Source organism: Pseudomonas sp. FW300-N2A2 (genome assembly GCF_017351735.1).
GTDB classification, from domain to species: domain Bacteria; phylum Pseudomonadota; class Gammaproteobacteria; order Pseudomonadales; family Pseudomonadaceae; genus Aquipseudomonas; species Aquipseudomonas migulae.
In genome coordinates this window covers 1-26,655 of record NZ_JACNDU010000036.1, presented here as the reverse complement: position 1 = coordinate 26,655, position 26,655 = coordinate 1, and the positions used below count along the sequence as shown (strand labels likewise).

The 26,655-nt window shown below is 60.0% G+C and carries 23 protein-coding genes; 19 read left to right on the top strand and 4 right to left on the bottom strand.

Annotation, left to right across the window (positions count from 1 at the left end; all coding sequences use genetic code 11):
• The first annotated feature begins 52 nt into the window (after positions 1 to 52).
• The 14 genes from J4E42_RS26500 to J4E42_RS26435 all read left to right on the top strand — a co-directional run bounded on the left by J4E42_RS26500 (position 53) and on the right by J4E42_RS26435 (position 19,347).
• On the top strand, positions 53 to 229 hold the full coding sequence (locus J4E42_RS26500; protein WP_003176118.1) for a hypothetical protein: 177 nt from the start codon (positions 53 to 55) through the stop codon (positions 227 to 229).
• On the top strand, positions 213 to 3,167 hold the full coding sequence (locus J4E42_RS26495; RefSeq protein ID WP_008033180.1) for a sensor histidine kinase: 2,955 nt from the start codon (positions 213 to 215) through the stop codon (positions 3,165 to 3,167). The genes J4E42_RS26500 and J4E42_RS26495 overlap by 17 nt, the downstream gene beginning before the upstream one ends.
• Before the next feature lie 22 nt (positions 3,168 to 3,189).
• The gene (locus J4E42_RS26490; RefSeq protein ID WP_008036379.1) at positions 3,190 to 4,626 is read left to right on the top strand and encodes a sigma-54 dependent transcriptional regulator; all 1,437 of its coding nucleotides are present in this window, start codon (positions 3,190 to 3,192) and stop codon (positions 4,624 to 4,626) included.
• A gap of 691 nt (positions 4,627 to 5,317) precedes the next feature.
• Complete coding sequence (locus tag J4E42_RS26485; RefSeq protein WP_008033187.1) at positions 5,318 to 6,718, top strand: polynucleotide adenylyltransferase PcnB; 1,401 nt, start codon at positions 5,318 to 5,320, stop codon at positions 6,716 to 6,718.
• A gap of 2 nt (positions 6,719 to 6,720) precedes the next feature.
• The gene (gene folK, locus J4E42_RS26480) at positions 6,721 to 7,206 is read left to right on the top strand and encodes a 2-amino-4-hydroxy-6-hydroxymethyldihydropteridine diphosphokinase (protein ID WP_207286526.1); all 486 of its coding nucleotides are present in this window, start codon (positions 6,721 to 6,723) and stop codon (positions 7,204 to 7,206) included.
• A 367-nt stretch (positions 7,207 to 7,573) separates the two neighbouring features.
• Positions 7,574 to 8,374: a 3-methyl-2-oxobutanoate hydroxymethyltransferase gene (panB, locus tag J4E42_RS26475; protein WP_008033189.1), complete on the top strand. Its 801-nt coding sequence runs from the start codon at positions 7,574 to 7,576 to the stop codon at positions 8,372 to 8,374.
• Positions 8,371 to 9,231, top strand: coding sequence for a pantoate--beta-alanine ligase (gene panC / locus J4E42_RS26470; RefSeq protein ID WP_207286525.1), 861 nt, complete (start codon positions 8,371 to 8,373; stop codon positions 9,229 to 9,231). The genes panB and panC overlap by 4 nt, the downstream gene beginning before the upstream one ends.
• Positions 9,232 to 9,426: 195 nt before the next feature.
• Complete coding sequence (panD, locus tag J4E42_RS26465; RefSeq protein WP_003228271.1) at positions 9,427 to 9,807, top strand: aspartate 1-decarboxylase; 381 nt, start codon at positions 9,427 to 9,429, stop codon at positions 9,805 to 9,807.
• A gap of 220 nt (positions 9,808 to 10,027) precedes the next feature.
• On the top strand, positions 10,028 to 11,692 hold the full coding sequence (pgi, locus tag J4E42_RS26460) for a glucose-6-phosphate isomerase (protein WP_008033191.1): 1,665 nt from the start codon (positions 10,028 to 10,030) through the stop codon (positions 11,690 to 11,692).
• Between the two features lie 172 nt (positions 11,693 to 11,864).
• A complete protein-coding gene (acs, locus tag J4E42_RS26455) occupies positions 11,865 to 13,802 on the top strand; it encodes an acetate--CoA ligase (protein WP_008033192.1) in 1,938 nt (645 codons plus the stop codon).
• 155 nt (positions 13,803 to 13,957) lie between these two features.
• A complete protein-coding gene (locus tag J4E42_RS26450; protein ID WP_008042829.1) occupies positions 13,958 to 14,830 on the top strand; it encodes an oxygenase MpaB family protein in 873 nt (290 codons plus the stop codon).
• A 162-nt stretch (positions 14,831 to 14,992) separates the two neighbouring features.
• Positions 14,993 to 16,009: a class I SAM-dependent rRNA methyltransferase gene (locus J4E42_RS26445; RefSeq protein ID WP_008033195.1), complete on the top strand. Its 1,017-nt coding sequence runs from the start codon at positions 14,993 to 14,995 to the stop codon at positions 16,007 to 16,009.
• Between the two features lie 105 nt (positions 16,010 to 16,114).
• Complete coding sequence (locus tag J4E42_RS26440) at positions 16,115 to 19,051, top strand: DUF748 domain-containing protein (RefSeq protein ID WP_207286524.1); 2,937 nt, start codon at positions 16,115 to 16,117, stop codon at positions 19,049 to 19,051.
• Positions 19,051 to 19,347: a DUF2845 domain-containing protein gene (locus tag J4E42_RS26435; RefSeq protein ID WP_192419982.1), complete on the top strand. Its 297-nt coding sequence runs from the start codon at positions 19,051 to 19,053 to the stop codon at positions 19,345 to 19,347. Before J4E42_RS26440 ends, J4E42_RS26435 begins: the two co-directional genes overlap by 1 nt.
• Before the next feature lie 269 nt (positions 19,348 to 19,616).
• Here the strand turns inward: J4E42_RS26435 and J4E42_RS26430 are convergent, their stop codons facing one another.
• A complete protein-coding gene (locus J4E42_RS26430) occupies positions 19,617 to 19,970 on the bottom strand; it encodes a BON domain-containing protein (RefSeq protein WP_008042835.1) in 354 nt (117 codons plus the stop codon).
• A gap of 328 nt (positions 19,971 to 20,298) precedes the next feature.
• Positions 20,299 to 20,715: a pilin gene (locus J4E42_RS26425; RefSeq protein ID WP_008033203.1), complete on the bottom strand. Its 417-nt coding sequence runs from the start codon at positions 20,713 to 20,715 to the stop codon at positions 20,299 to 20,301.
• Between the two features lie 225 nt (positions 20,716 to 20,940).
• Between J4E42_RS26425 and pilB the strand changes: the two genes are divergently transcribed.
• Genes pilB through yacG form a run of 5 tightly spaced genes read left to right on the top strand, consistent with a single transcriptional unit; the run spans position 20,941 to position 25,552 of the window.
• Positions 20,941 to 22,641, top strand: coding sequence for a type IV-A pilus assembly ATPase PilB (gene pilB, locus J4E42_RS26420; protein ID WP_207286523.1), 1,701 nt, complete (start codon positions 20,941 to 20,943; stop codon positions 22,639 to 22,641).
• Between the two features lie 2 nt (positions 22,642 to 22,643).
• The gene (locus tag J4E42_RS26415; protein ID WP_192227988.1) at positions 22,644 to 23,861 is read left to right on the top strand and encodes a type II secretion system F family protein; all 1,218 of its coding nucleotides are present in this window, start codon (positions 22,644 to 22,646) and stop codon (positions 23,859 to 23,861) included.
• A gap of 1 nt (position 23,862) precedes the next feature.
• Positions 23,863 to 24,735, top strand: a complete 873-nt coding sequence (locus tag J4E42_RS26410) for an A24 family peptidase (protein WP_207286522.1) — start codon at positions 23,863 to 23,865, stop codon at positions 24,733 to 24,735.
• The gene (coaE, locus tag J4E42_RS26405; protein WP_008033209.1) at positions 24,732 to 25,355 is read left to right on the top strand and encodes a dephospho-CoA kinase; all 624 of its coding nucleotides are present in this window, start codon (positions 24,732 to 24,734) and stop codon (positions 25,353 to 25,355) included. The genes J4E42_RS26410 and coaE overlap by 4 nt, the downstream gene beginning before the upstream one ends.
• Positions 25,352 to 25,552, top strand: a complete 201-nt coding sequence (gene yacG, locus J4E42_RS26400; RefSeq protein WP_008033210.1) for a DNA gyrase inhibitor YacG — start codon at positions 25,352 to 25,354, stop codon at positions 25,550 to 25,552. The genes coaE and yacG overlap by 4 nt, the downstream gene beginning before the upstream one ends.
• Positions 25,553 to 25,560: 8 nt before the next feature.
• Here the strand turns inward: yacG and J4E42_RS26395 are convergent, their stop codons facing one another.
• Positions 25,561 to 25,776, bottom strand: coding sequence for a hypothetical protein (locus J4E42_RS26395; protein WP_008033212.1), 216 nt, complete (start codon positions 25,774 to 25,776; stop codon positions 25,561 to 25,563).
• 64 nt (positions 25,777 to 25,840) lie between these two features.
• On the bottom strand, positions 25,841 to 26,530 hold the full coding sequence (locus J4E42_RS26390) for an energy-coupling factor ABC transporter permease (protein WP_207286521.1): 690 nt from the start codon (positions 26,528 to 26,530) through the stop codon (positions 25,841 to 25,843).
• Positions 26,531 to 26,655: the final 125 nt, after the last annotated feature.

Genomic DNA, 26,655 nt, shown 5'->3' with positions numbered 1-26,655 from the left:
CGTTACCATCGCCGCACGTTTTCGGGCACGCGCATAAAAAAGAGAGGCCGGGATGTACATCTATCGCTTGGTCCTGCTCCTGGTAGTGGGGATTTACCTGTTTTCCCCGGCCATCATGGATTGGTGGATCGACGCCACTGGCGCCTGGTATCGCCCGTATCTGCTCTGGCTGATTCTGATCGTCGTGACCTTCATCCTGCAGAGCCAAAAAGATGCCGATGAGCTTTAGCCTGACCCAGATGATCCTGATCAGCGCCGCGTACCTGGCGGTGCTGTTCGGCGTCGCCTGGATCAGCGAACGGGGCATGATCCCCCGGGCGATCATTCGCCACCCCCTGACTTACACCCTGTCGCTGGGCGTTTACGCCAGTGCCTGGGCGTTTTACGGCACGGTGGGCCTGGCCTATCAGTACGGCTACGGCTTTCTCTCCAGCTACCTTGGGGTTTCCGGGGCATTTCTGCTCGCGCCGGTGTTGCTGTATCCGATCCTGAAGATCACTCGCACCTATCAACTGTCGTCGCTGGCCGACCTGTTCGCGTTTCGCTTTCGCAGTACCTGGGCCGGCGCACTGACCACGATCTTCATGCTGATCGGCGTGCTGCCGTTGCTGGCCCTGCAGATTCAGGCCGTGGCGGACTCCATCGGCATCCTCACCCGCGAACCGGTGCAGCATCGCGTGGCCCTGAGCTTTTGCGCGCTGATTACGCTGTTCACGATTTTCTTCGGCTCGCGCCACATCGCCACCCGCGAGAAACACGAAGGCCTGGTGTTTGCCATTGCCTTCGAGTCGGTGATCAAGCTGATCGCCATTGGCGGCGTTGGTTTGTATGCGCTGTACGGCGTATTCGACGGCCCGCAACAGCTGGAACTGTGGCTGCTGCAAAACCAGACCGCCCTCGCCGCGCTGCACACGCCTTTGCAGGAAGGCCCGTGGCGCACGCTGTTGCTGGTGTTCTTCGCCTCGGCGATTGTGATGCCGCACATGTACCACATGACCTTTACCGAAAACCTCAACCCGCGCTCGCTGGTCAGCGCGAGTTGGGGCTTGCCGTTGTTCCTGCTGCTGATGAGCCTGGCGGTGCCGCTGATTCTCTGGGCGGGCCTGAAACTGGGGGCCACGACCAATCCTGAGTACTTCACGCTGGGCATCGGTATCGCCGCCAACAGCAAAGCCTTGGCGCTGCTGGCGTATGTCGGCGGGCTATCGGCCGCCAGCGGGCTGATCATCGTCACCACCCTGGCCCTGTCCGGGATGGCGCTGAACCACCTGGTGCTGCCGCTCTATCAGCCACCGGCCGAAGGCAACATCTACCGCTGGTTGAAATGGACACGTCGGGCGCTGATCGTCGCGATCATCATGGCCGGTTACGGTTTCTATCTGCTGCTGGGCGCAGAGCAGGACCTGGCCAACCTCGGCATCGTCGCGTTTGTGGCGACGTTGCAGTTCCTGCCGGGCGTGCTGTCCGTCCTGTACTGGCCGACCGCCAACCGCCGTGGCTTCATCGCCGGTTTGCTGGCAGGGATTCTGGTGTGGCTGGTGACCATGCTGTTGCCACTGGTCGGCAACCTGCAAGGCTTCTACATTCCGCTGCTGAACATGATCTACGTGCTGGACGACACCAGTTGGCACATGGCCGCAATCGCCTCACTGGCCGCCAACGTACTGATGTTCACCCTGATTTCGCTGTTCACCAACGCCAGCCCCGAAGAAGCCAGCGCCGCCGAAGCTTGCGCCGTGGACAACGTGCGTCGCCCGCAACGTCGGGAGTTGCACGCCGCCTCTCCCCAGGAATTCGCCACGCAACTGGCCAAACCCTTGGGCGCCAAGGCAGCGCAGAAAGAAGTTGAACAAGCGCTGCGCGATCTCTACCTGCCGTTCGACGAGCGCCGGCCTTACGCCTTGCGCCGCTTGCGCGACCGGATCGAAGCCAACCTCTCCGGCCTGATGGGCCCGAGCGTGGCGCAGGACATGGTCGAGACCTTCCTGCCTTATAAGGCCGGCGGCGAAAACTACGTCACCGAAGACATTCACTTCATCGAAAGCCGCCTCGAGGATTACCACTCGCGCCTGACCGGCCTGGCTGCCGAACTCGATGCCCTGCGCCGCTACCACCGCCAGACCCTGCAGGAATTGCCGATGGGCGTTTGCTCGCTGGCCAAGGATCAGGAAATCCTCATGTGGAACAAAGCCATGGAGGAGCTGACCGGAATCGCCGCGCAGCGTGTGGTCGGTTCGCGCCTGAGCACCATCGCCGATCCGTGGAAAGAGCTGCTGCAAGGCTTCATCAATCTGCCGGACGAGCATTTGCACAAGCAACATCTGGCCCTTGATGGCCAGACCCGCTGGCTGAACCTGCACAAAGCGGCAATCGACGAACCGCTCGCGCCGGGTAACAGTGGTTTGGTATTGCTGGTGGAAGACCTCACCGAAACGCAGATGCTCGAAGACAAACTGGTGCACTCCGAACGCCTGGCCAGTATCGGCCGCCTCGCTGCGGGCGTGGCCCATGAAATCGGCAACCCGATCACCGGCATCGCTTGCCTGGCGCAGAACCTGCGCGAAGAACGCGAAGACGATGGCGAGCTGAAGGAAATCAGCGGGCAGATTCTGGAACAGACCAAACGCGTATCGCGCATCGTCCAGTCGCTGATGAGTTTCGCCCACGCGGGCAGTCATCAGCACAACGACGAGCCCGTCTGTCTGGCCGAAGTGGCCCAGGACGCCATTGGTTTGCTGGCCCTGAACCGACGCAATTTCGAAGTGCAGTTCTACAACCTGTGCGACCCCGATCACTGGGTCGAAGGCGATCCGCAGCGACTCGCCCAAGTACTGATCAACCTGCTCTCAAACGCCCGTGACGCCTCGCCTCCCGGCAGTGCGGTGCGGGTAAAAAGCGAAGCCGGCGAACACACGGTCGACCTGATCGTGGAAGACGAAGGCAGCGGTATTCCATCGAGCATCATGGATAGGTTGTTCGAACCTTTCTTCACCACCAAGGATCCTGGCGAAGGCACCGGTCTGGGCCTTGCACTGGTCTATTCCATCGTTGAAGAGCATTATGGACAAATCACCATCGACAGCCCGGCTGATGTTCAAAGCCAACGCGGCACCCGTATCCGGGTGACCTTGCCGCGTCATGTCGAAGCGACGTCCGCTGTGAACTGAGACCGTCGAGAGTATCGAATCAATGCCGCACATTTTGATCGTCGAAGACGAAACAATTATCCGCTCCGCCTTGCGCCGCCTGCTGGAACGTAACCAGTACCAGGTCAGCGAAGCCGGTTCAGTGCAGGAAGCACAAGAACGCTTCACCATTCCCACGTTCGACCTGATCGTCAGCGACCTGCGTTTGCCTGGCGCGCCGGGCACCGAGTTGATCAAACTCGGCCAGGGCACGCCGGTGCTGATCATGACCAGCTACGCCAGCCTGCGCTCGGCGGTCGACTCCATGAAGATGGGCGCGGTGGATTACATCGCCAAGCCTTTCGACCACGACGAAATGCTCCAGGCCGTCGCACGCATCCTGCGTGACCGGCAATCGGTACAGGCCAGCGGTGAACCTGCCGTCGGCAAAGCCGGCAATGGCGCGGCGAAACCGGGTGTCGACAACAGCAACGGCGAAATCGGCATCATCGGTTCGTGCCCGCCGATGCAGGATCTGTACAGCAAGATCCGCAAAGTCGCGCCGACCGATTCCAATGTCCTGATCCAGGGCGAGTCCGGTACCGGTAAAGAACTGGTGGCCCGCGCCCTGCACAACCTGTCCAGGCGCGCCAAGGCACCGATGATTTCGGTGAACTGCGCGGCGATTCCGGAAAGCCTGATCGAGTCCGAACTGTTCGGCCACGAAAAAGGCGCGTTCACCGGTGCCAGCGCCGGGCGTGCAGGCCTGGTGGAAGCGGCTGATGGCGGCACCTTGTTCCTCGACGAAATCGGCGAACTGCCACTGGAAGCCCAGGCCCGCTTGCTGCGCGTGTTGCAGGAAGGCGAAATTCGCCGGGTCGGTTCGGTCCAGTCGCAGAAAGTCGATGTGCGCTTGATCGCCGCGACTCACCGGGACCTCAAGAGCCTCGCGAAGATCGGCCAGTTCCGTGAAGACTTGTATTACCGCCTCCACGTGATCGCCCTGAAACTGCCGGCCCTGCGTGAGCGCGGTGCCGACGTCAACGAAATCGCCAATGCCTTCCTGGCGCGGCAGAGCGCGCGGGTCAACCGCACCGATCTGAAGTTCGCCGCAGACGCCGAACAGGCGATTCGTCATTACTCCTGGCCGGGCAACGTGCGCGAACTGGAAAACGCGGTCGAGCGCGCGGTCATCCTGTGCGAGAGCCCGGAAATTTCCGCCGAGCTGCTGGGCATCGACATCGAGCTGAGCGACCTGGAAGACGACGAGTTCATCGGCCTGCCTCCGCAACAGGGCAACGGCGCCGGCAACAACAATCATGAGCCGACCGAAGACCTGTCACTGGAAGACTACTTCCAGCACTTCGTCCTCGAACATCAGGACCACATGACCGAAACCGAGCTGGCACGCAAACTGGGCGTCAGCCGTAAATGCCTGTGGGAACGCCGCCAACGCCTGGGCATTCCGCGGCGCAAGACCGGGGTGGCCAGCGAGAGCTGAGCGGGTAACACATGATTGTGTGAAGAAACTGTTACCCCAGTTTTTTCACGTAACAGAAACCGGGGCTTACGGTAACGAAGCCCCGGTTTTTTTTGGCCTCAAAAAAGCCCATCAAGTGACGTAACCCCTTGTTTTGCTAGGCTTCGCAAAAGTTGGCACGCACCCTGCTATATGTTTGGTACAAGAACAATAACAAGCAATGTACAAGACAATAAAAATAAGACGTATCGACTCACGCACAATAAAAACAAGACGGCATGAGGCGTAGCTAACTGATTCTTTTGGAGAGGCGTTGTATTTGGGGCTTGCCCCACGACCAGGCCGAGAACAACAAAAAACTGTCTTGAGACAGAGCCTGAACTGGTTGGATCGCAAGATCACTGCAGCACAGCGACCAAAGCAATCCGTTTGCTCTTGGCTCCCGATTGGGAGGGTCATGAAGGAAAACTTCATGACGCGGGCACTCAACAAAAACAAGAAGCCCGAAACCAATAACAAAAATAGAACATGCAACTACTTCTTGGGGAGCTTCGGCTCCCCTTGTAGTTTCTGGCGTTTACGCCCGTGCCAGACACGCCCTTCAAGCGCTTGCGCAGCTTCCTACACCATCCCCCGACTAAATGCTAGAATCCCCGCCCATCATGCGGTCATTCTTCGTTTTGGCCGAACATTCCTTCAAACAGTGCATCCCATGCTGAAGAAGCTGTTCCAGTCATTCCGTTCTCCCAAGCGTCATACGCAACACATCCGCAGCACGCCTGAAGTGCTTAACAGCGGCCAACACTCGCTGCAAAAGGCACAATTCAGCCGTTACGCGGTGAATATCGTCGAACGCCTGCAGAACGCCGGTTACCAGGCTTACCTGGTCGGCGGTTGTGTGCGTGACATGATGCTCGGCATCACACCGAAAGACTTTGACGTCGCCACCAGTGCCACCCCTGAACAGGTGCGCGCCGAATTCCGCAATGCGCGGATCATCGGCCGCCGCTTCAAACTGGTGCATATCCACTTTGGCCGCGAAATCATTGAAGTCGCGACCTTCCGCGCCAATCACCCGCAAAACGATGAAGAGGAAGACAGCAACCAGTCTTCCCGCAACGAGAGCGGGCGCATTCTGCGCGATAACGTCTACGGCACGCTGGAAGAAGACGCGCAACGCCGCGACTTCACCATCAACGCCCTGTATTACGATCCGGTCAGCGAGCGCATCCTCGACTACGCCAACGGCGTACACGACATCCGCAACCATCTGATCCGCCTGATCGGCGATCCGAAACAACGCTACCAGGAAGACCCGGTGCGGATGCTGCGCGCCGTGCGTTTTGCCGCCAAGCTGAATTTCGGCATCGAAAAACACAGCGCCCTGCCGATCCGCGACCTGGCACCGATGCTGCGCGAGATCCCGTCGGCCCGTCTGTTCGAAGAAGTGCTCAAGCTGTTCCTCTCCGGCCACGCCGCGGACACCTTCGAGATGCTGGTCGACCTGCAGCTGTTCGATCCGCTGTTCCCGGCCAGTGCCGAGGCGCTGGAATACAACCCGACGTACACCCACACCCTGATCAGCGAAGCGCTGATCAACACCGACCTGCGCATCAAGCAGAACAAACCGGTGACCCCGGCGTTCCTGTTTGCGGCCCTGCTCTGGCCTGCCCTGCCCGCCCGCGTGCTGCGCTTGCAGGAACGTGGCATGCCGCCGATTCCGGCGATGCAGGAAGCGGCGCACGAGCTGATTGCCGAACAGTGCCAGCGGATCGCGATCCCAAAACGCTTCACCATGCCGATCCGCGAGATCTGGGACATGCAGGAACGCCTGCCGCGCCGCAGCGGCAAACGCGCCGACCTGCTGCTGGACAACCCGCGTTTCCGCGCCGGTTACGACTTCCTGCTGCTGCGCGAAAGCGCTGGCGAACAGACCGATGGCCTGGGCGAATGGTGGACGGATTATCAGGACGCCAACGACAGCGAACGTCGTGACATGATCCGCGACCTCAGTGGCAAGGAAGACGGCACTGGCGCACCACGCAAACGTCGCCGCAGCGGCGGTGCCAAGCGCAAACGTGCAGCCGGCGCACCGAGCACCACGGGCGAGTAAGCATGGAACGCATCTACATCGGCATGGGCAGCAACCTGGCTGACCCCGCCGAACAATTGCGCAGCGCCGTCGAAGCGCTGGCGCGGTTGCCGCAGACTGAACTGGTCGGGGTTTCCGGGTTTTATCAGAGCGATTCGCTGCTGCCTGGCCAACCGCGTTACACCAACGCAGTGGCCGCCCTCGACAGCACGCTTGCCCCGCTGGAATTGCTCGATGCGCTGCAAGCCATCGAGAACGGACAGGGCCGCGAGCGTCTTGAGCGCTGGGGGCCACGCACGCTCGACCTCGACATCGTGCTGTTCGGTGATCGGCTGATCGACGAGCCACGCCTCAAAGTGCCCCACTACCATATGCAGGAACGCGCGTTCGTTCTGTATCCGCTGGCCGAGTTGGCGCCAGTGGATTTGCGGTTGGCCGATGGCCGCAGTCTGAAAGAACTACTCGCAGCCTGCCCGTTCGTCGGGTTGGAACGCCTCCCCCCGAATTAACGCACATCCCCTGTGGGAGCGAGCCTGCTCGCGATAGCGGTGGATCAGTCGGCATCAATGCTGAATGACACACCGCTATCGCGAGCAGGCTCGCTCCCACAGGGGATTTGTGTTGTGCATAAGATCTGCAGGTGCTGAATCGCATCAGTTACTTCGGTAACACCCCACGCGTAACAATGCGGTAACACACGCAATTGACTTCCCGAGTTCTCCTCACGACTATAGGCGTCCCGCTGCCGCCAACACGGCGTTAAAGGGCGCAATCCAGGCCTTAAAAGCACGACAACAGACCGTGCGCCTGTATTTAACGAAGAATCACGCGCGTTACTCGCAGTAGTTTCCACAGCGCCTGAATGAGGAACTTTTCATGCCAGCCATCACCCTGACCACTCTGCAAGGTCTCAAGCAAAAAGGTGAAAAAATCACCATGCTGACCTGCTATGACGCGACCTTCGCCCACGCCTGCAATGAAGCCGGCGTCGAAGTGCTGCTGGTGGGCGACTCCCTCGGCATGGTTCTGCAAGGTCACGACAGCACCCTGCCGGTGACCACCGCCGAGATGGCTTACCACGTCGCCGCCGTCAAACGCGGTAACACCGACGCGTTTATCCTCGCCGACCTGCCCTTCATGGCCTACGCCACTATCGAACAAACCATGACCAACAGCGCCCAGTTAATGCAGGCCGGTGCACACATGGTCAAGGTCGAAGGTGCGCTGTGGCTGGCGGACTCGATCCGTCTGCTGGCCGAGCGCGGCATCCCGGTGTGCGCGCACATGGGCCTGACGCCGCAATCGGTGAACATTCTGGGCGGTTACAAAGTCCAGGGCCGTAGCGAGAACCAGGCACGGCAGATGCGCGCCGACGCCATCGCCTTGGAACAGGCCGGTGCCGCCATGCTGCTGCTCGAATGCGTGCCGAGTGAACTGGCTCAGGAAATCACCCAGGCAGTGGGGATTCCGGTGATCGGCATCGGCGCCGGCAGCGGTACCGACGGCCAGGTCCTGGTGCTGCACGACATGCTTGGCCTGTCGATCACTGGCCGAGTGCCAAAGTTCGTGAAGAACTTCATGAACGGCCAAACCAGCATTCACGCGGCCCTGAGCGCTTATGTCACTGAAGTCAAAGCGGCGACTTTCCCTGGTATCGAACACGGATTCTCTGCATGAACACCGTAAAAACCGTACGCGAATTGCGGGCCGCCGTGGCCCGCGCCCGCAGTGAAGGCAAGCGTATCGCCTTCGTACCGACCATGGGCAACCTGCACAGCGGTCATATTGCGCTGATTACCAAGGCCTCCCAACGGGCGGACTTCGTGGTCGCGAGTATTTTCGTCAACCCGCTGCAATTCGGCGCCGGCGAAGACCTCGACAAGTACCCGCGCACCCTGGCAGCGGATCAGGAACAACTGCTCGAAGCCGGTTGCCACTTGTTGTTCGCGCCCGCCGTAGAAGAAATGTACCCCGACGGCATGACCGGCCAGACCCGCGTCAGCGTTCCACAACTGTCCGAAGGCCTGTGCGGCGCCAGCCGTCCGGGGCATTTCGAAGGCGTGGCGACGGTGGTCAGCAAACTGTTCAACATGGTTCAGCCGGACCTGGCGATCTTTGGCCAGAAAGATTTCCAGCAACTGGCCGTGATTCGCGCGCTGGTGCATGACCTGAACATGCCGATCCAGATCATCGGCGAGCCGACGGTCCGTGCGGCCGATGGGCTGGCATTGTCATCGCGCAACGGCTTTCTCAGTGAAGAACAGCGGGCCGTGGCGCCGGTTGTATATCGCACGCTGACCTCGATTGCTGATGCCATTAAACAGGGTGAGCGCGATTATCCGGCGTTGATCGCCGCACAGACCAAACAGCTTGAAGCTGCGGGTTTGCGTACCGACTACCTGGAAATCCGCCATGCGCTGAGCTTGCGCCCGGCGACGGAGGAAGATCGGGACCTGGTGATTCTGGTGGCGGCGTTCCTCGGCACCACGCGGTTGATCGACAACCTGCACCTGAACCTCGACGCACCCGTCTGAACACCACAACCCCTCTGTAGGAGCGAAGCTTGCTCGCGAAGGCATCGCGTCATTCGACATCTGCATCGACTGACACGGCGCCTTCGCGAGCAAGCTTCGCTCCTACAGGGAGTTGCGTTGCCTCGCCCCTGTATTGCTGCCCACAATCGCTTCGGGCAAACTGCCCGCCGTTCGATTCCGACCTGGGAAACACTCATGCACGCCATCATGCTCAAGGCCAAGCTGCATCGCGCCGAAGTCACCCACGCAGTACTCGATTACGAAGGTTCTTGCGCCATTGACGGCGAATGGCTGGACTTGTCCGGCATCCGTGAATACGAACAGATCCAGATCTACAACGTCGACAACGGCGAACGCTTCACCACCTACGCCATTCGTGGCGAAGAAGGCTCGCGCATGATCTCGGTCAATGGCGCCGCCGCCCACAAGGCCAAGGTCGGTGACCGTGTGATCATCTGTGCTTACGCTCACTACAGCGAAGCCGAGCTGCTCAACTTCAAGCCGCGCATGCTCTACATGGCACCGGGTAACGAGCTGAGCCACACCAGCAATGCCATTCCGGTTCAGGTCGCCTGACCGAACCTTCTCTTCCGTTTGTCGGACCGTTCCCTGCTTCATGTACAAAAAAGTACCGGGAACGGGTCAGACAAAGTCAAGACAGATCGCAGCGCGAGGTTTACTGTATTCGCCCTGTGCCATGAAATCGTGTCGACGCAGTTGACCGGACGCCCACCCACGGCGCTCCGGGATTTTTAGTGTTCAAAAGGCCGTTCAAGTAAAAAGGAAACCCGCAGCGATGGCGTACTACCGCACTCCTCAAGACGTGACCGCTCTGCCCGCCTGGCAGGCGCTGAATGACCACCGCCAAGCCATGCAGGATTTCAGCATGCGCGAAGCCTTCAATGCCGATCCGCAGCGCTTTACCCAATTCACCCTCAGCAGCTGCGGCCTGTTTCTCGACTACTCGAAGAACCTGATCAACGCCGAGACCCGCAATCTGCTGGTGGGCCTGGCCAATGAAGTTGACCTCAAGGGCGCGATCAAGGCGCTGTTCGAAGGCGAAATCGTCAACTCTTCCGAAGGACGCCCGGCCCTGCACACCGCGCTGCGCCGCCCAGTGGGCGAGAAGCTGTCGGTCAACGGCGTCAACGTGATGCCCGAAGTACACAAGGTCTTGAACAAGATCACCGACCTCGTGGGCCGTATCCACGACGGTCTGTGGCGCGGTTACACCGAGAAGCCGATCACCGACGTGGTGAACATCGGCATCGGTGGCTCGTTCCTCGGCCCAGAGCTGGTTTCCGAAGCCCTGCTGTCCTACGCCCAGAAAGGCGTGCGCTGCCATTACCTGGCGAACATCGACGGCACCGAGCTTCATGAACTGACCATGAAGCTGCGCGCCGAGACCACGCTGTTTATCGTTTCGTCGAAGTCCTTCAACACCCTCGAAACCCTGAAAAACGCCCAGGCCGCTCGCGCCTGGTACCTGGCTCAGGGTGGTTCGGAAGCCGAGCTGTATCGTCACTTCATCGCGGTCTCGAGCAACAATGCCGCCGCCGTGGCGTTCGGTATCCGCGAAGAAAACATCTTCCCGATGTGGGATTGGGTTGGCGGCCGTTATTCGCTGTGGTCGGCCATCGGTTTGCCGATTGCCCTGGCCATCGGCATGTCGAACTTCAAGGAACTGCTGTCCGGTGCCTACACCATGGACCAGCATTTCCAGAGCGCGCCATTCGAACAGAACATGCCGGTGCTGCTGGCGTTGCTCGGTGTCTGGTACGGCAACTTCTGGGGCGCGCAGAGCCACGCGATCCTGCCGTACGACCACTACCTGCGCAACATCACCAAACACTTGCAACAGCTGGACATGGAATCCAACGGCAAGAGCGTGCGCCAGGACGGCACGCCGGTGTCCACTGATACCGGTCCGGTGATCTGGGGTGGCGTGGGCTGCAACGGTCAGCACGCATATCACCAGTTGCTGCACCAAGGGACCCAACTGATTCCGGCCGACTTCATTGTGCCGATCGTCAGCTTCAACCCGGTGTCCGATCACCACCAGTGGCTGTACGCCAACTGCCTGTCGCAAAGCCAGGCACTGATGCTCGGCAAGACCCGCGCCGAGGCCGAATCCGAGCTGCGTGACAAAGGCATGGCCGAAGCCGACGTGCAGAAGCTCGCGCCGCACAAGGTGATCCCGGGCAACCGTCCGAGCAACACCCTGGTGGTCGAACGCATCAGCCCGCGTCGTCTCGGCGCACTGGTGGCGATGTACGAACACAAAGTCTTCGTGCAAAGCGTGATCTGGGGCATCAACGCCTTCGACCAGTGGGGCGTGGAGCTGGGCAAAGAGCTGGGCAAAGGCGTCTACAACCGCCTGGTCGGCAGCGAAGAAACCCCGGCTGACGATGCTTCTACCCAAGGGCTGATCAACTACTTCCGCGGTCGTCACCGCGGTTAATCTGACGCCACTCCTACAGACGGTACTAACCTTGTAGGAGCCGGCTTGCTGGCGATAGCGGTGTGTCATTCAACATTTTTGTCGACTGATACGCCGCTATCGCCAGCAAGCCGGCTCCTACGAGGGTCGCGTAGCTCCCCTCTTGTCGCAAAAACAAGAAGAAGGAACCGTCATGTTCGATATCAGCACGTTCCCCAAAGCCGATGCCGTCCGCCGGGCCGCACACCTCAGTCAAGACGACTACAAGCGCCTGTACCGTCAATCCATCGAGCACCCCAGTGAATTCTGGGCTGAACAGGCCACACGCTTCCTCGACTGGAGCACACCGTGGAAAACCGTCCAGCGCTATGACCTGAAAACCGGCGAAGCCAGCTGGTTTGCCGGCGGAAAATTAAACGTCAGCTACAACTGCATCGACCGCCACCTGGAAAAACGCGGCGATCAGATCGCAATCCTCTGGGAAGGCGATGACCCCGCCGAATCGGCCCAGATCACTTACAAAAAACTGCATCACAACGTCTGCCGCCTGGCCAATGTGCTCAAAAGCCGTGGCGTGAAGAAAGGCGACCGTGTGTGCATTTACATGCCGATGATCCCCGAAGCCGCCTACGCCATGCTCGCCTGCACGCGAATCGGTGCGGTGCATTCGGTGGTGTTTGGCGGTTTCTCCCCGGACTCGGTGCGCGACCGCATTCTCGATGCCGACTGCCGCACCGTGATCACCGCCGATGAAGGCGTGCGCGGCGGCAAATTCGTACAGCTCAAGCAGAAAGTCGACCAGGCGCTGAAAAGTTGCCCGAACGTCAGCACCGTGATCGTGGTCGAGCGCACCCAGGGCGATGTCGACTGGGTCGAAGGCCGCGACCTCTGGTATCACCAGGCCCTGCGCGACGTCGACGACAATTGCCCGCCGGAACCCATGGACGCCGAAGACCCGCTGTTCATCCTCTACACCTCCGGCAGCACCGGCAAACCCAAAGGCGTGTTGCACACCACCGGCGGTTACCTGCTGCAAGCGGCGATGACCTTCAAATACGTGCTCGACTACCGCGACAACGAAGTCTTCTGGTGCACCGCCGATGTCGGCTGGGTCACCGGCCACAGTTACATCGTCTACGGCCCGCTGGCCAACGGCGCGACCACGCTGATCTTCGAAGGCGTGCCGAGCTACCCGAGCAGTTCGCGCTTCTGGCAGGTGATCGACAAGCACCACGTGAACATCTTCTACACCGCCCCCACCGCCCTGCGCTCGCTGATGCGCGAAGGCCCCGAACCGCTGAAGGAAACGTCCCGCGCGAGCCTCAGATTACTCGGCAGCGTCGGTGAGCCGATCAACCCGGAAGCGTGGGATTGGTATTTCAACGTCGTCGGCGAACAGCGTTGCCCGATCGTTGACACCTGGTGGCAGACCGAAACCGGCGGCATCATGCTCAGCCCGCTGGTGAGCGCGCAGCGGATCAAACCCGGCTGCGCCACGCAACCGATGTTCGGTGTGCAGCCGGTGTTGCTCGACGAAGTGGGCAAGGAAATCAAAGGCGCCGGCAGCGGCGTGCTGGCGATCAAATCCAGCTGGCCGGCACAGATCCGCAGCGTCTACGGCGATCCGCAACGGATGGTCGACACCTATTTCAAACCCTACCCTGGCTACTATTTCACCGGCGACGGCGCGCGGCGCGATGAGGACGGCGACTACTGGATCACCGGGCGCATTGACGACGTGATCAACGTTTCCGGCCACCGCATCGGCACCGCCGAAGTGGAAAGCGCGCTGGTGCTGCACGACAGCATCGCCGAAGCGGCGGTGGTCGGTTACCCTCACGACGTCAAAGGCCAGGGCATCTATGCCTTTGTCACGCCCATGAACGGTACCGACCCCACCGATGAACTGAAGAAGGAATTGCTGGCCCACGTCAGCAAGGAAATCGGCAGCTTTGCCAAACCGGACCTGATCCAGTGGGCACCGGCCTTGCCGAAAACCCGTTCGGGCAAGATCATGCGACGGATTCTGCGCAAGATCGCCTGCAATGAGCTGGACAGCCTGGGCGACACCTCGACGTTGGCCGACCCTAGCGTGGTTCAGGATCTGGTGGATAAACGCCTGAACCAATAACGTGTGCACGCCTTGCCCTTGTAGGAGCCGGCTTGCCGGCGATAGCAGTGTGTCATTCAACATTTTTGTCGATTGATAGGCCGCTATCGCCGGCAAGCCGGCTCCTACAGGGGTAATGTGTGATGCCAGATCTTTTTTTTCAGCAATGAGTCGCCATGGAATTCATCCGCAGCCGCATCGAAACCCAGGTCATGAGCCTCACCGGCCTGTCCCTCGGCAAGCTCGACCTGGAAAACCCCAAGGGTGATCCCGGCCTGTTCGGCCCTGATTCGGTCAGTTGGCAAGTCCACGGAGACTTCAGCAGCATGCTCATCGGCGGCATCAGCGCGTTGATGCTGCAAGCCCTGCACCCCTTGGCGCTGGCCGGGGTCTGGGACCATTCGAATTTTCGCGAGGACATGCTCGGTCGCCTTCGCCGCACCGGGCAGTTCATTTCCGGCACCACCTTCGGCTCGCGTAAAGATGCTGACTGGCTGATCGAGAAAGTCCGCACCATCCACCTGCAAGTGACCGGCACCGCGCCGGATGGCCGGCCTTACGCCGCCAGTGATCCAGATCTGCTCACCTGGGTGCACGTGGCCGAAGTCAGCAACTTCCTCGCGGCGCATTTGCGTTATCGCAACCCACACCTTTCGCTGGCCGATCAGGACCGTTACTACGATGAAATCGCCTTGGTCGCCGAACGCCTGGGCGCGCGGGACGTACCGCGTTCGCGACAGGAAACGGCCGAATACCTTGAGCGCATTCGTCCGCAATTGCTGTGCGACGAGCGCAGTCGCGAGGTGTTGCGACTGTTGTTGAACGCACCCTCCCCGAGCCGTCTGGCCAAGCCGTTCGGTGGGTTGATGATGCAGGCAGGCATTGACCTGCTGCCGGATTGGGCCAGCGACATGCTCGGCGTGCGCCAAAGTGCCCTGCAACGCAAACTGATCCGCGCCAGCGTCAACCGCAGCGCACCGATGCTGCGCTGGGCCGTGCGTAACGGCTCGGTGCATCGGGCGAAGCGACGGATGGGACTTCCAACCTGATCCGTATTTGTAGGAGCGAGGCTTGCCCGCGAAGAAGACACTGCGGTTAGTCTGACGCACCGCGTTATCGTTCTTCGCGGGCAAGCCTCGCTCCTACAGGTTCTTCATCGCGCAAGCTGTTAAACTCCCGCGCAAAATTCCCTCCCCTGCAAGGCGCCCAGCATGTCTTCCTTGAATCAGGCGCTGTGCGCCGCCCTCGAACATCGCCAGGACCTGCTCGCCGAACTGCATCAGCAAGGCACCGATTGCTATCGCCTGTTCCACGGCAGCCAGGAAGGCGCCGGCGGCCTGACCATCGACCGCTACGGCCCGCAGCTGTTGGTGCAGAGCTTTCATCAGGCGCTGGAGCGCGACGCCCTGCTGCAAGTACATGAAACGATCAACCAACATCTGGGCCTCGATACCCTGCTGGTCTACAACGACCGCTCCCGGGGCAACTCGCGCATCGACCGTGAAGACACGGTCTACCGCGCCGACGAAGCCGCCCTGCAAGACTTGGTCGGTCACGAATGGGGCCTGAATTACCGGGTTCGCGGCCGCCACGCCGGCCAGGATCCGCTGCTGTTTCTCGACCTGCGCAACACCCGCGGCTGGGTCAAGGATCACAGCAAGAACAAAAGCGTGCTGAACCTGTTTGCCTACACCTGCGGCGTCGGCCTGAGCGCTGCGGCCGGTGGCGCGAGCGAGGTGTGCAACCTGGACTTCGCCGAGGGCAACCTGGCGGTCGGTCGCGAAAACGGTCTGCTCAATCCTCAATTGCCGACCATGCAATTCATCCAGTCCGATTATTTCCCGGCCATTCGCCAACTCGCCGGCCTGCCCATCAGCCAGCGTCGCGGGCAGAAACTGCCGAGCTATCAACGCCTGGAACAACGTCAATACGATCTGGTTTTGCTGGACCCTCCGGCCTGGGCCAAGAGCGCTTTCGGCACCGTCGACCTGCTGCGCGACTACCAGAGCCTGCTCAAGCCCGCGCTGCTGACCACCGCCGACAATGGCGTGCTGATCTGCTGCAACAACCTGGCAAAAGTCAGCATGGACGACTGGCGCGAACAGGTTTTGCGCTGCGCCGAGAAGGCCGGCCGCCCGGTGCGCGAATGGACGGTGATGAAACCGGGCGCCGATTTCCCGTCCATGGATCAACAGCCGCCGCTGAAAACACTGATCCTGCAGCTCTGAATCACGTGAGATAAATCTGAAAAATCCTGGGCTGAGCGATTACTTCGGAACCGGATTGGCGTGCCATACTCCAAGGCACTCCGATTCAGACAGATGAAGCCGCACATGCCCAAAGGATTGATCCGCGCTATCGGCGCCTTGTTGACTGCTCTGGCCCTCTACAGCCTGCTGGGGTTTCTGATTTTACCGGGCATCGCATTGCGGGTGGCCAACCAGCAACTGGCCAACTACGCGACGACGCCCGCCACTATTCAGCGAATCGAACTCAACCCGTTCAGCCTGGAAGTCACCCTGTGGGGCCTGATCATCGGCGAACCGGGCAAGGAACAGGTCGGTTTCGAACGGCTTTACGCCAACCTGCAGATCGACAGCCTCTGGACCAAGGCGCTGCACCTGTCCGATATCGAACTGGACAAGCCGAAGACCGAAATCCTTTTCGGCAAGGACGGCAAACTTAATTTGCTTGGTCTGTTCAAACTGCCGGCGAGCGAGCCGACGCCGGCCGACCCGGACGCCAAACCGTTTCCGTTGCGCGTAGAGCGGATCAAACTGGCCGGTGGTGCCGTGCATTTCAAGGATGACCGTCCCAGCGAAGCCATCGAGTTCCTCTACGACAAACTCGATTTCGAGCTGAACAACCTCAGCACCCTGCCCGATGACAATGCCGACATGACCCTTGTGGCCATCGGCCCGAACGGTGGGCAGATCGACTGGACCGGTAACTTCAGCCTCATCCCGATCGCCTCCGAAGGTAAGCTGAAAATCACCGACGGACAGATGAAAACCTTTTGGCCCTATGTGCGTGACGCGCTGCCGCTGGTGCTGGAAAACGGCGTGTTGAACCTGAGCACCGACTACAAACTCAACCTGTCCAAGGAAACCGAGCTGCTGCTGAACAACGTCGCAGTGAGCGTGGCGCCCTTCGCCATCAAGGCTCCGGACGGGCGGCCACTGGCGAAACTCGAACGCCTGGACGTGACTGAAACCACGGTCGACCTGGCCAAGCAGCAAGTTGTCGTCGGCAAGATCCGCAGCAACAAACTGGAAACCTGGGCGGCACTGGAAGCCGACGGGCAACTCGACTGGCAGAAGCTGTTCGCCAGCCAACCGTCCAAGGCCGCCGCCAAGGCCAAAGCCGAGCCGGCCAGCACGCCAGCGGCCGCCGACTCGCCAAAGCCAGAACCGACGCCGCCGAGCAAACCTTGGCAAGTGCTGTTGAAAGATGTGCAGTTGCGCAATTACCAGGTGCACCTGGCTGACCGCAAAACGCAACCCGCCGTGACACTGGATTTGACCCCGCTGAACCTGGACCTGCAGAATTTCGACAGCCTCAATGGCTCGCCTTTTACCCTCAAGCTCGACACCGGCGTGGGCAAACAAGGCAAGATCACCGCCGAGGGCGAGGTCAATCTCGCTCCCGTCAGCGCCAAATTGAACGTGCAGACCAAGGACATCGACCTGCGGGTCGCCCAGTCCTACATCACCCCGTTCATTCGCCTTGAACTGCGCAGCGGCATGCTTGGCAGCGATCTGGCGGTCAACCTGAAAAGCACCGAGCCGTTGGCGTTCAGCGTCACAGGACGGGCGCAGATCGATCAGCTGCACACCCTCGACACCCTGAAAACCCGCGACTTTCTCAAGTGGCAACAGGTGGTGGTCGAAGGCCTGAATTATCAGCACGGCGACAGCCTGTCCATCGACAAGGTCAACCTGTTCCAGCCCTACGTGCGTTTCATGATCAACGATGACCGCACCACCAACATCGATGACCTGCTGATCCCGCAACCGCCCGATTCCGGCGCAAAAACCGCTGCGGCCAAACCCGTCAGCAAGGACAAACCGCTGGGCATTCACATCGGTGGCATTGCCATCAATGACGGTTCGGCCAACTTCGCCGACTTCAGCCTGACCCCGAACTTCGCCACCGCCGTGCAACAGCTCAACGGCCAGATCGGCACCATCGACAGCCGTCAGGCGAAACCGGCGACCGTCGACATCAAGGGCAAGGTCGATCGCTACGCGCCAGTGACCATCAAAGGTTCGGTCAACCCGTTCGACCCGATGGCCAGCCTCGACATCGCCACCAGTTTCAAACGGGTGGAACTGACCACGCTGACGCCCTACTCCGGCAAGTTCGCCGGCTACCGTATCCGCAAGGGCCGACTCAACCTCGACCTGCATTACCTGATTACCAAAGGCCAGCTCAAGGCTGAAAACAAAGTGGTGGTCGAGCAATTGCAACTGGGTGAAAAGGTCGACAGCCCCGACGCTGTCAGCCTGCCGCTGAAACTGGCGATTGCCCTGCTCAAGGACGTCGACGGCAAGATTTCCATCGAGCTGCCAGTGAGCGGCGACCTCAACAATCCGCAGTTCAGCGTCATGCCGATTGTCTGGCAGACCCTGCGTAACCTGATCGTCAAAGCCGCCGCCGCACCGTTCAAAATGATTGGCGGGCTGGTCAGTGGTGGTTCGGAAGACCTGGGTACGGTGTCGTTCGCGCCGGGCTCGAGCGATCTGAGCAAGGACGCCGAGGGTTCGCTGGTCAAACTGTCCAATGCACTCAAGGAACGTCCGGCCCTGCGCCTGGAGATCGAAGGCACCGCTGCCGCCAGCAGCGATGGCCCGCTGATCGCCGAGCAACGCCTGGAACGGGAATACCAGTACAACTACTACAAAATGCTCCAGCGTCGCGGCGACAAGGTGCCGGCGCAGGCCTCATTGCTGCAAGTACCGGACGGCGAGAAAGGCCCGCTGCTGGAAGGCATCTACCGCACCCGCCTGAAAACCCAGCCACCCGCCGAATGGAAGGACCTGGGCAAGGAAGAACGCACCGCAAAAATGCGCGCAGACGTGATCAAGTTCTGGAGCACCAGCGACGTGCTCTTGCGCCAGCTGGGCCAGGATCGCGCCAGCAGCATCAAGGACTATCTGGTCGACAAGGGGCAGTTGGCCGATGACCGCGTGTACTTCATCGATGCCAGCCTCGGCGAAGCAGAAAGTGACGGTCGGGTGGTAACGCCGTTGCACCTGGATGCCGAGTGATGATCAGGCGATTGCTGATCAGCCTGACACTGGCAATGGCTGCCAGTCAGGCCTCGGCCGCCGATACCCTGCGCTGCGGCAGCCAGTTGGTCAGCGTCGGCGACCGGTCCAGCGAGGTCCTGCAGAAGTGTGGAGAGCCGGTCAGTCGAGACCTGTTGGGCTACAAGCGCAGCGCCAACCGTCGGGAAGAATTCCAGGTCGAGGAATGGACCTACGGGCCCAACGGCGGGATGTATCAATACCTGCGGTTTGAAGGCAATCGCTTGAAGCAGATCACCAGCAAGCGCGGTAACTGAATACACCCTATAACCCATGTGGGAGCGAGCCTGCTCGCGATAGCGGTGTAACAGTCAGCAAAGATGTTGAATGTTATGGCCTCATCGCGAGCAGGCTCGCTCCCACATGGGTTTTGTGGTGGCCCGGAATAGAACAGGCCCCGGACACGAATGTCAGGGGCCTGTAATGGCCACTTCCTTGTAGCCGTCGCATGAACTCTCAAGTTGCGGCAGACGCATGACTCGGCTCGTCTACCGCGTCTTCTCCCGTTCAGGCGAGAAGTCTTGCCTTACTCGGCTTTCAGGCCGTCAGCGGAGACCGCCTGGACGCCTTTGATTTTCTTGGCGATGGCCACGGCGGTGGCTTTCTGAGCGTCAGTCACCGCGACGGTGGACGACAGGGATACAACACCTTTGTTGGTTTCAACCTTGATATCGGTACCAGGAATGCCTTTTTCGGTCACCAGGTCAGCTTTGACTTTGGTGGTGATCCAGGTATCGGAAGTGGCTTCTTTAGCCTTGGTCACTTCACCGGCAGCCAGCACCATTGGGGCTTGGGTAGCCTGGGTTTGAGCGAATGCAACGTTGGCCATGGTCAGGGTCAGCGCGGTAGCAGTAGCGGCAGCGATAGCGAACTTCTTCATACGAGTAACTCCTGTTTTTTCATAAAGTCTGCTGCGTGTCTTGTCAGCAGGGTTACTGGGTATAGTGCGAACGCTGTGCCAACTTTGAAACAGTCATTAACCTCTTATAAATCAACAACTTAAAAAATCGACTGATTTTCGGAATCATGCAAATTGCATGACTTCGACATTCTCTACATGCAAGTTGCAGGTTTTAACGTGGGCCTAAGGCCATGAATTTGTGAGGTTTTCCAAATCTCACCAAGAAGCGCAGCGAGCTTGGAGTTTTCCCCCCAAAAAAATGCCCCATCCGACGATGGGGCATTCTTCTATCTATCCGTTTTCAGCATTAAGTTGCAGAGGCTGTGCAACCAGGCGGTGCGTAATCGGCTGTCACGCCGGTCGCGCATGACCAGCCTGCAGTGGCACTGCGAGTCAGCGTGATGGTTTTACCTGCCACAGGGGCCGGTGCTTTCTGCAGGGTGCAGACAATGGTGCCAGCGCCTGAGGCAACCGTGCCGGTGACAGCAATTGCACAGTTCTGCGTTGTCGTGCCGGCGCCCGTCAGTGTGGTGGGTTCTGCAGTGCCGGCATTCATCAGGTCTTCAAACGAAACCTTCAATGCTGAAATTTCCGCCAACCCCGCCGTCACTTTCGCCCGAGCCTGATACTTCGAATAAGCCGGCAACGCAAACGTCGCCAGAATCCCGATGATCGCCACCACGATCAACAATTCGATAAGCGTAAAACCTTTCTGAGCACTCATAGACAAGCTCCATGCATGAGTCGAAATCTCATGATCTGAACCAGTCTCAGCACAGCCCATGCCAAGCCCGTTGCCCCCTGTTAGCGGGGCGCGAGAACGACGCAAGGCCTTGTCCTACCCTCAGGATCCGCACTATCTGACACTTTTTGTCACCAGAGCAGCGCTGGTTTGGCGTCATCGGTTGACTAGGCTATAAGTCATGAACTGTCTGTGTCCGGTATCCCCATGAATGACATCGCCCTTAGCGGTCTGGCCAAGCAATTGGTGCTTGCCGAGCTGCTCACCGACCAAAGCGCGCAACAGGCGTATCAGCAAGCCCAACGTCATAAAATCTCCCTGGTCAGTTATCTGGTGCAGAACAAACTGGTGAAAAGCCGCCAGGTCGCCGAGATCGCCTCGGAGCATTTCGGCATGGCACTGCTCGACCTCAACTGCCTGGACAAGGAAACCCAACCCAAGGGCCTGGTCAGCGAAAAACTGGTTCGCCAGCACCACGCCCTGCCCCTCTGGCGGCGTGGCAACAAGTTGTTCGTGGGGGTTAGCGACCCGACCAATCACCAGGCCATCAACGACATCCAGTTCAGCACCGGGCTGAACACCGAAGCCATCCTGGTGGAGGACGACAAGCTCAGCGATGCCATCGAGAAGTTCTTCGACAACCATGCCAGTGGACTGGAAGACATGGCCGACATCGACCTCGATGGCATGGACATCGAGTCGATCGATGACCACCAACAGGACGCCATCGCCGGACAGGATGCCGACGACGCGCCGGTGGTGCGCTTCGTTCACAAGATGCTGCTGGACGCGATCAGGAGCGGCTCTTCCGACCTGCATTTCGAGCCCTATGAAAAAACCTACCGCGTGCGGATGCGCACCGACGGCATGCTGCGTGAAGTCGCCAAGCCGCCGATTCAACTGGCCAACCGCATCGCCGCCCGCCTGAAAGTCATGGCCAGCCTCGACATCTCCGAGCGGCGCAAACCCCAGGACGGGCGGATCAAGATGCGCCTGTCGAAGAGCAAGTCCATCGACTTCCGGGTCAACACCCTGCCGACCCTGTGGGGCGAGAAAGTGGTGATCCGGATCCTCGACCCATCCAGCGCGCAAATGGGCATCGACGCCCTCGGCTACGAGCCGGACCAGAAAGACCTCTACATGGCCGCGCTGAAGCAGCCGCAAGGGATGATTCTGGTGACGGGCCCCACGGGGTCGGGCAAGACCGTGTCGCTCTACACCGGCCTGAACATACTCAACACCGTGGACATCAACATCTCCACCGCCGAAGACCCGGTGGAGATCAACATGGAAGGCATCAACCAGGTCAACGTCAACGCCAAGCAAGGTCTGGGTTTTGCCCAGGCGCTACGCTCCTTCTTGCGGCAGGACCCGGACGTGATCATGGTCGGCGAGATCCGCGACCTGGAAACCGCCGAAATTGCCATCAAGGCCGCCCAGACCGGGCACCTGGTGCTGTCGACCCTGCACACCAACAGCGCCGCTGAAACCCTGACCCGTCTGCACAACATGGGCATTCAGGGGTTCAACATCGCGACGTCCGTCAGCCTGATCATCGCCCAGCGCCTGGCGCGCAAACTGTGCAGCCAGTGCAAGAAGCCCATCGATATTCCCCGCGAGGCATTGATCAAGGAAGGCTTCCCAGAGGAACGGATTGGCGCATTCACGATCTATGAGCCGGTCGGTTGCGATCAGTGCAACGGCGGCTACAAGGGGCGCGTGGGGATTTATGAAGTGGTGAAGAACACAGCAGGCCTGCAACGGCTGATCATGGCCGAAGGCAATTCGCTGGAAATCGATATCCAGATGCGCAAGGACGGCTTCAACGACCTGCGTACTTCCGGGCTGATCAAGGCCATGCAAGGCATCACCAGCCTTGAAGAAATCAACCGGGTCACCAAGGACTGAACATGGCGGTCAAAGCAGCGAAAATCAGTGTGTACGCCTGGGAAGGCACCGACAAAAAAGGTACGAAAATAACCGGCGAACTCAGCGCTCAGAACCCGGCGCTGATCAAGGCGCAACTGCGCAAGCAAGGCATCAACCCCGGCAAGGTGCGCAAGAAATCCGCCTCGTTTTTCAGCCTCGGCCAACGCATCAAGGCGAATGACATTGCCCTGTTCACCCGGCAGATGGCGACCATGATGAAAGCCGGCGTACCGCTGTTGCAATCGTTCGACATCATCGGCGAAGGCTTCGAAAACCCGGCCATGCGCAAACTGGTGGACGAGGTGAAACAGGAAGTCGCGGCGGGTAACAGCTTCGCGGCAGCCCTGCGCAAAAAGCCGCAGTATTTTGATGAGCTCTACTGCAATCTGGTGGATGCCGGCGAACAGGCCGGCGCGCTGGACACCCTGTTGGAGCGGGTCGCGACCTACAAGGAAAAGAGCGAAAGCCTCAAGGCCAAGATCAAGAAAGCCATGACTTATCCGCTGGCGGTGGTGTTCGTCGCGATCATCGTCACCGGGATTCTGCTGGTCAAGGTGGTGCCGCAGTTCGAGTCGGTGTTCAAAGGCTTTGGTGCGCAACTGCCGGCGTTCACGGTGATGGTCATCGGCCTGTCGCAGTTCATGCAGGATTGGTGGTGGCTGATGCTTGGCGTGCTGATCGCGGCGATATTCGGTGTGCGCCACGCCTTCAAGACATCGCAAGGCTTTCGGGACCGGACAGACACCTGGCTGCTGAAACTGCCGTTGATTGGCGCATTGATGTACAAGTCCGCCGTGGCCCGTTACGCCCGTACACTGTCGACCACCTTCGCCGCGGGTGTGCCGCTGGTCGAGGCGCTGGAGTCAGTGGCGGGCGCGACCGGCAACATCGTGTTCAAGCGGGCGGTGCTGCGTATCAAGCAGGACGTTTCGACGGGGATGCAGCTGAATTTCTCCATGCGCACCGCCGGCGTCTTTCCGAACATGGCGATACAGATGACGGCCATTGGCGAAGAGTCGGGCGCACTGGACGACATGCTCGACAAGGTCGCCAGTTTCTATGAGGCGGAAGTCGACAATATGGTCGACAATCTCACCAGCCTGATGGAGCCATTCATCATGGTGGTGCTGGGTGTTATCGTCGGCGGCCTGGTGGTTGCGATGTACCTGCCCATTTTCCAACTCGGCAATGCGATCTGACATGCCTTTGAACGAAATCCTGACCGTGTACCCGTTGGCGTTTGTCGTCATTGCACTGCTGGTCGGCTTGCTGGTCGGCAGCTTCCTCAATGTGGTGATCTGGCGCCTGCCGAAAATGCTCGAGCGTGAGTGGCAATTGCAGGCCCGGGACATTCTCGGTTTGCCTGGCGAAACACCGCCTGCGACCTACAACCTGATGCTGCCCCACTCCGAGTGCCCGCATTGTGGGCACCGGATTCGCGCCTGGGAAAACATCCCGCTGCTCAGTTATGTGTTTTTACGTGGACGATGCTCAAGCTGCGCAACGCCCATCAGCAAACGCTACCCCTTGACCGAACTGGCCTGCGGCCTGCTGTCGGCGTTCATTGCCTGGCACTTCGGTTTCGGCTGGCAAGCCGGGATGGTACTGGTCCTGAGCTGGGGCCTGTTGGCCATGAGCCTGATCGACGCCGAGCATCAACTGTTGCCGGATGTGCTGGTGCTACCGCTGATGTGGCTGGGACTGGTCGTCAACAGCTTCGGATTGTTCGTGCCGTTGCACGAGGCGCTGTGGGGTGCAATTGCGGGCTACATGGCGCTGTGGTCGGTGTTCTGGCTGTTCAAGCTGATCACCGGCAAGGAAGGCATCGGCCACGGCGATTTCAAGCTGTTGGCCATGCTGGGCGCCTGGGGCGGCTGGCAGATTTTGCCGCTGACCATTCTGTTGTCGTCCCTGGTGGGCGCGATTATCGGCATGATTTTGCTGAGCCTGCGCAATGCGAAAACCTCGACCCCGATCCCCTTCGGTCCCTATCTGGCGATTGCCGGCTGGATTGCATTGCTCTGGGGTGGTCAAATAACCGGCTTCTATTGGCAGTTTGTCGGTTTGAAATGAATACCCCTGTGGATAAACCCTGGATTCTCGGCCTGACCGGCGGCATCGGCAGCGGCAAAAGCGCGGCCGCCCAGCACTTCATCGACCTGGGCGTGCACGTGGTCGATGCCGATCATGCGGCGCGCTGGGTGGTGGAGCCGGGTCGCCCGGCGCTGGCACAGATCGCCGAACATTTTGGCCCCGGCGTGTTGCAAGCCGACGGGCAACTGGATCGCGCAGCGTTGCGCAAACTGATCTTCGAAGTGCCTGAGCAACGCCTCTGGCTCGAAGCGCTTTTGCATCCGCTGATCGCCAGGGAAATCGCCGATCACCTGGGCAAGGCACAATCGCCTTACGCGATTCTGGTTTCGCCGTTGCTGATCGAGTCCGGGCAGTACGCCATGACCCAGCGAGTGCTGGTGATCGATGCGCCCGAACAACTACAGATCGAACGCACCCTGCAGCGTGACCAGACCAGCGAACAACAGGTCCAGGCGATCCTCAAGGCGCAATCCAGTCGCCAGGATCGCGTGAGCCATGCCGACGATGTGGTGGTCAACGACCGCGACCTCGCCTGGCTGCACAGCGAGGTCGAACGCCTGCATCACTTTTACCTTACATTGCGTGGAGGCCAGTCATGAGCCAGATCCCAACCGTCGAATGCCCAACCTGCGGCGCCCCTGTGGAATGGACCCCGGAAAGCACATTCCGGCCGTTCTGTTCGGACCGCTGCAAACTGATCGACCTGGGGGCGTGGGCATCGGAAGAGCACAAGATTCCAGTGGCACCCGATGCCGAGGACGAGTTGTTCAGTGGTGATTTCGACCCGCGTCACTAAGTGACGGTTCAGGGCCGCATGAAGCCGTAGTCCTGACCGTCATCGAGGTTCTCGGCGAGAAACTGCAACTCATCGGCCAGATCCTCGACACTGCGCACGGCCTTGCTCTGCTGCACCACCGCGCTGAGCAGGGCGCGCAGGCTCAACCCCGGATCAAACCCGACTTCCTGCGCTGCATCCAGACTGTGGCGCAACTCCTGCCTTGCCCATTCGTAGACACTCATTTTCGATGCTCCTGAAGGTTTTTCGGAGCATGGATTCGTCGACGTTTTTTGGATTTGATGTGGATCAAGATTTCGGATCGTCGTCCTTCCAGGGTGCCGAAAGATAGCGTGTGCGGTTGAAGGTCTCCAGCCATTCGGGGCTGAACACCACCAGTGCGCTGACGACCATGCCGTTGATGAAGGCTTCGGGAAAGATGATCAGCCACAGGTAACCGACAAAATCTTCCAGCCAGTAAGGCATGACGAACAGCTCGTTGAACCACAGCAGCCACAGGGCCAGCAGCAGGCACAGCAAGGCCGATAGCGCCGCTGCGAAGAAACCGGAAACGAAGATATACACGAAGGGATTACGCGGCTGCGCGCGCTCGACCAGGATTGCGCAGCACTCGGTGACCAGCACGGGCAGCAGAATCAACAAGGCGCCGTTCACGCCGACGGCGGCTAGGTCCTGGCGTCCGAGCATTACCAGGCCTGCTTGTGCGACCAGTCCGCCGACGATCGCCAAGGGCCAGTCCAGGAGCAGGGTTACGGCGGTCATGCCGATGAAGTGATAGGACACGCCGGTGTCGAAATCCCGGCGTACCAGCCACAGCATGAATAGCGCGAACACGGTGCCGAACAACAGATACTGGCGGCGGCTGTCGCTGAACAGCTCGACCCACGGGGCACGTGCGATGGCCCAGATCAGGGCCGGGACGTAGATCAGCCAGCCGACGGTGAGGGTTTCGGGGGACAGCAGCTCGGCGCCGATCATGGCTGGGTGGGCTCCCTTGTCTTTGCCGGAATAGGGTGGGGTATCAGTTTACACCGGTGTTTGGTTGGTCTTTGGTTGGCCGTTGGTTGGTGGGCATATCCGTTTTTGCGGTGATGGCGGCTATT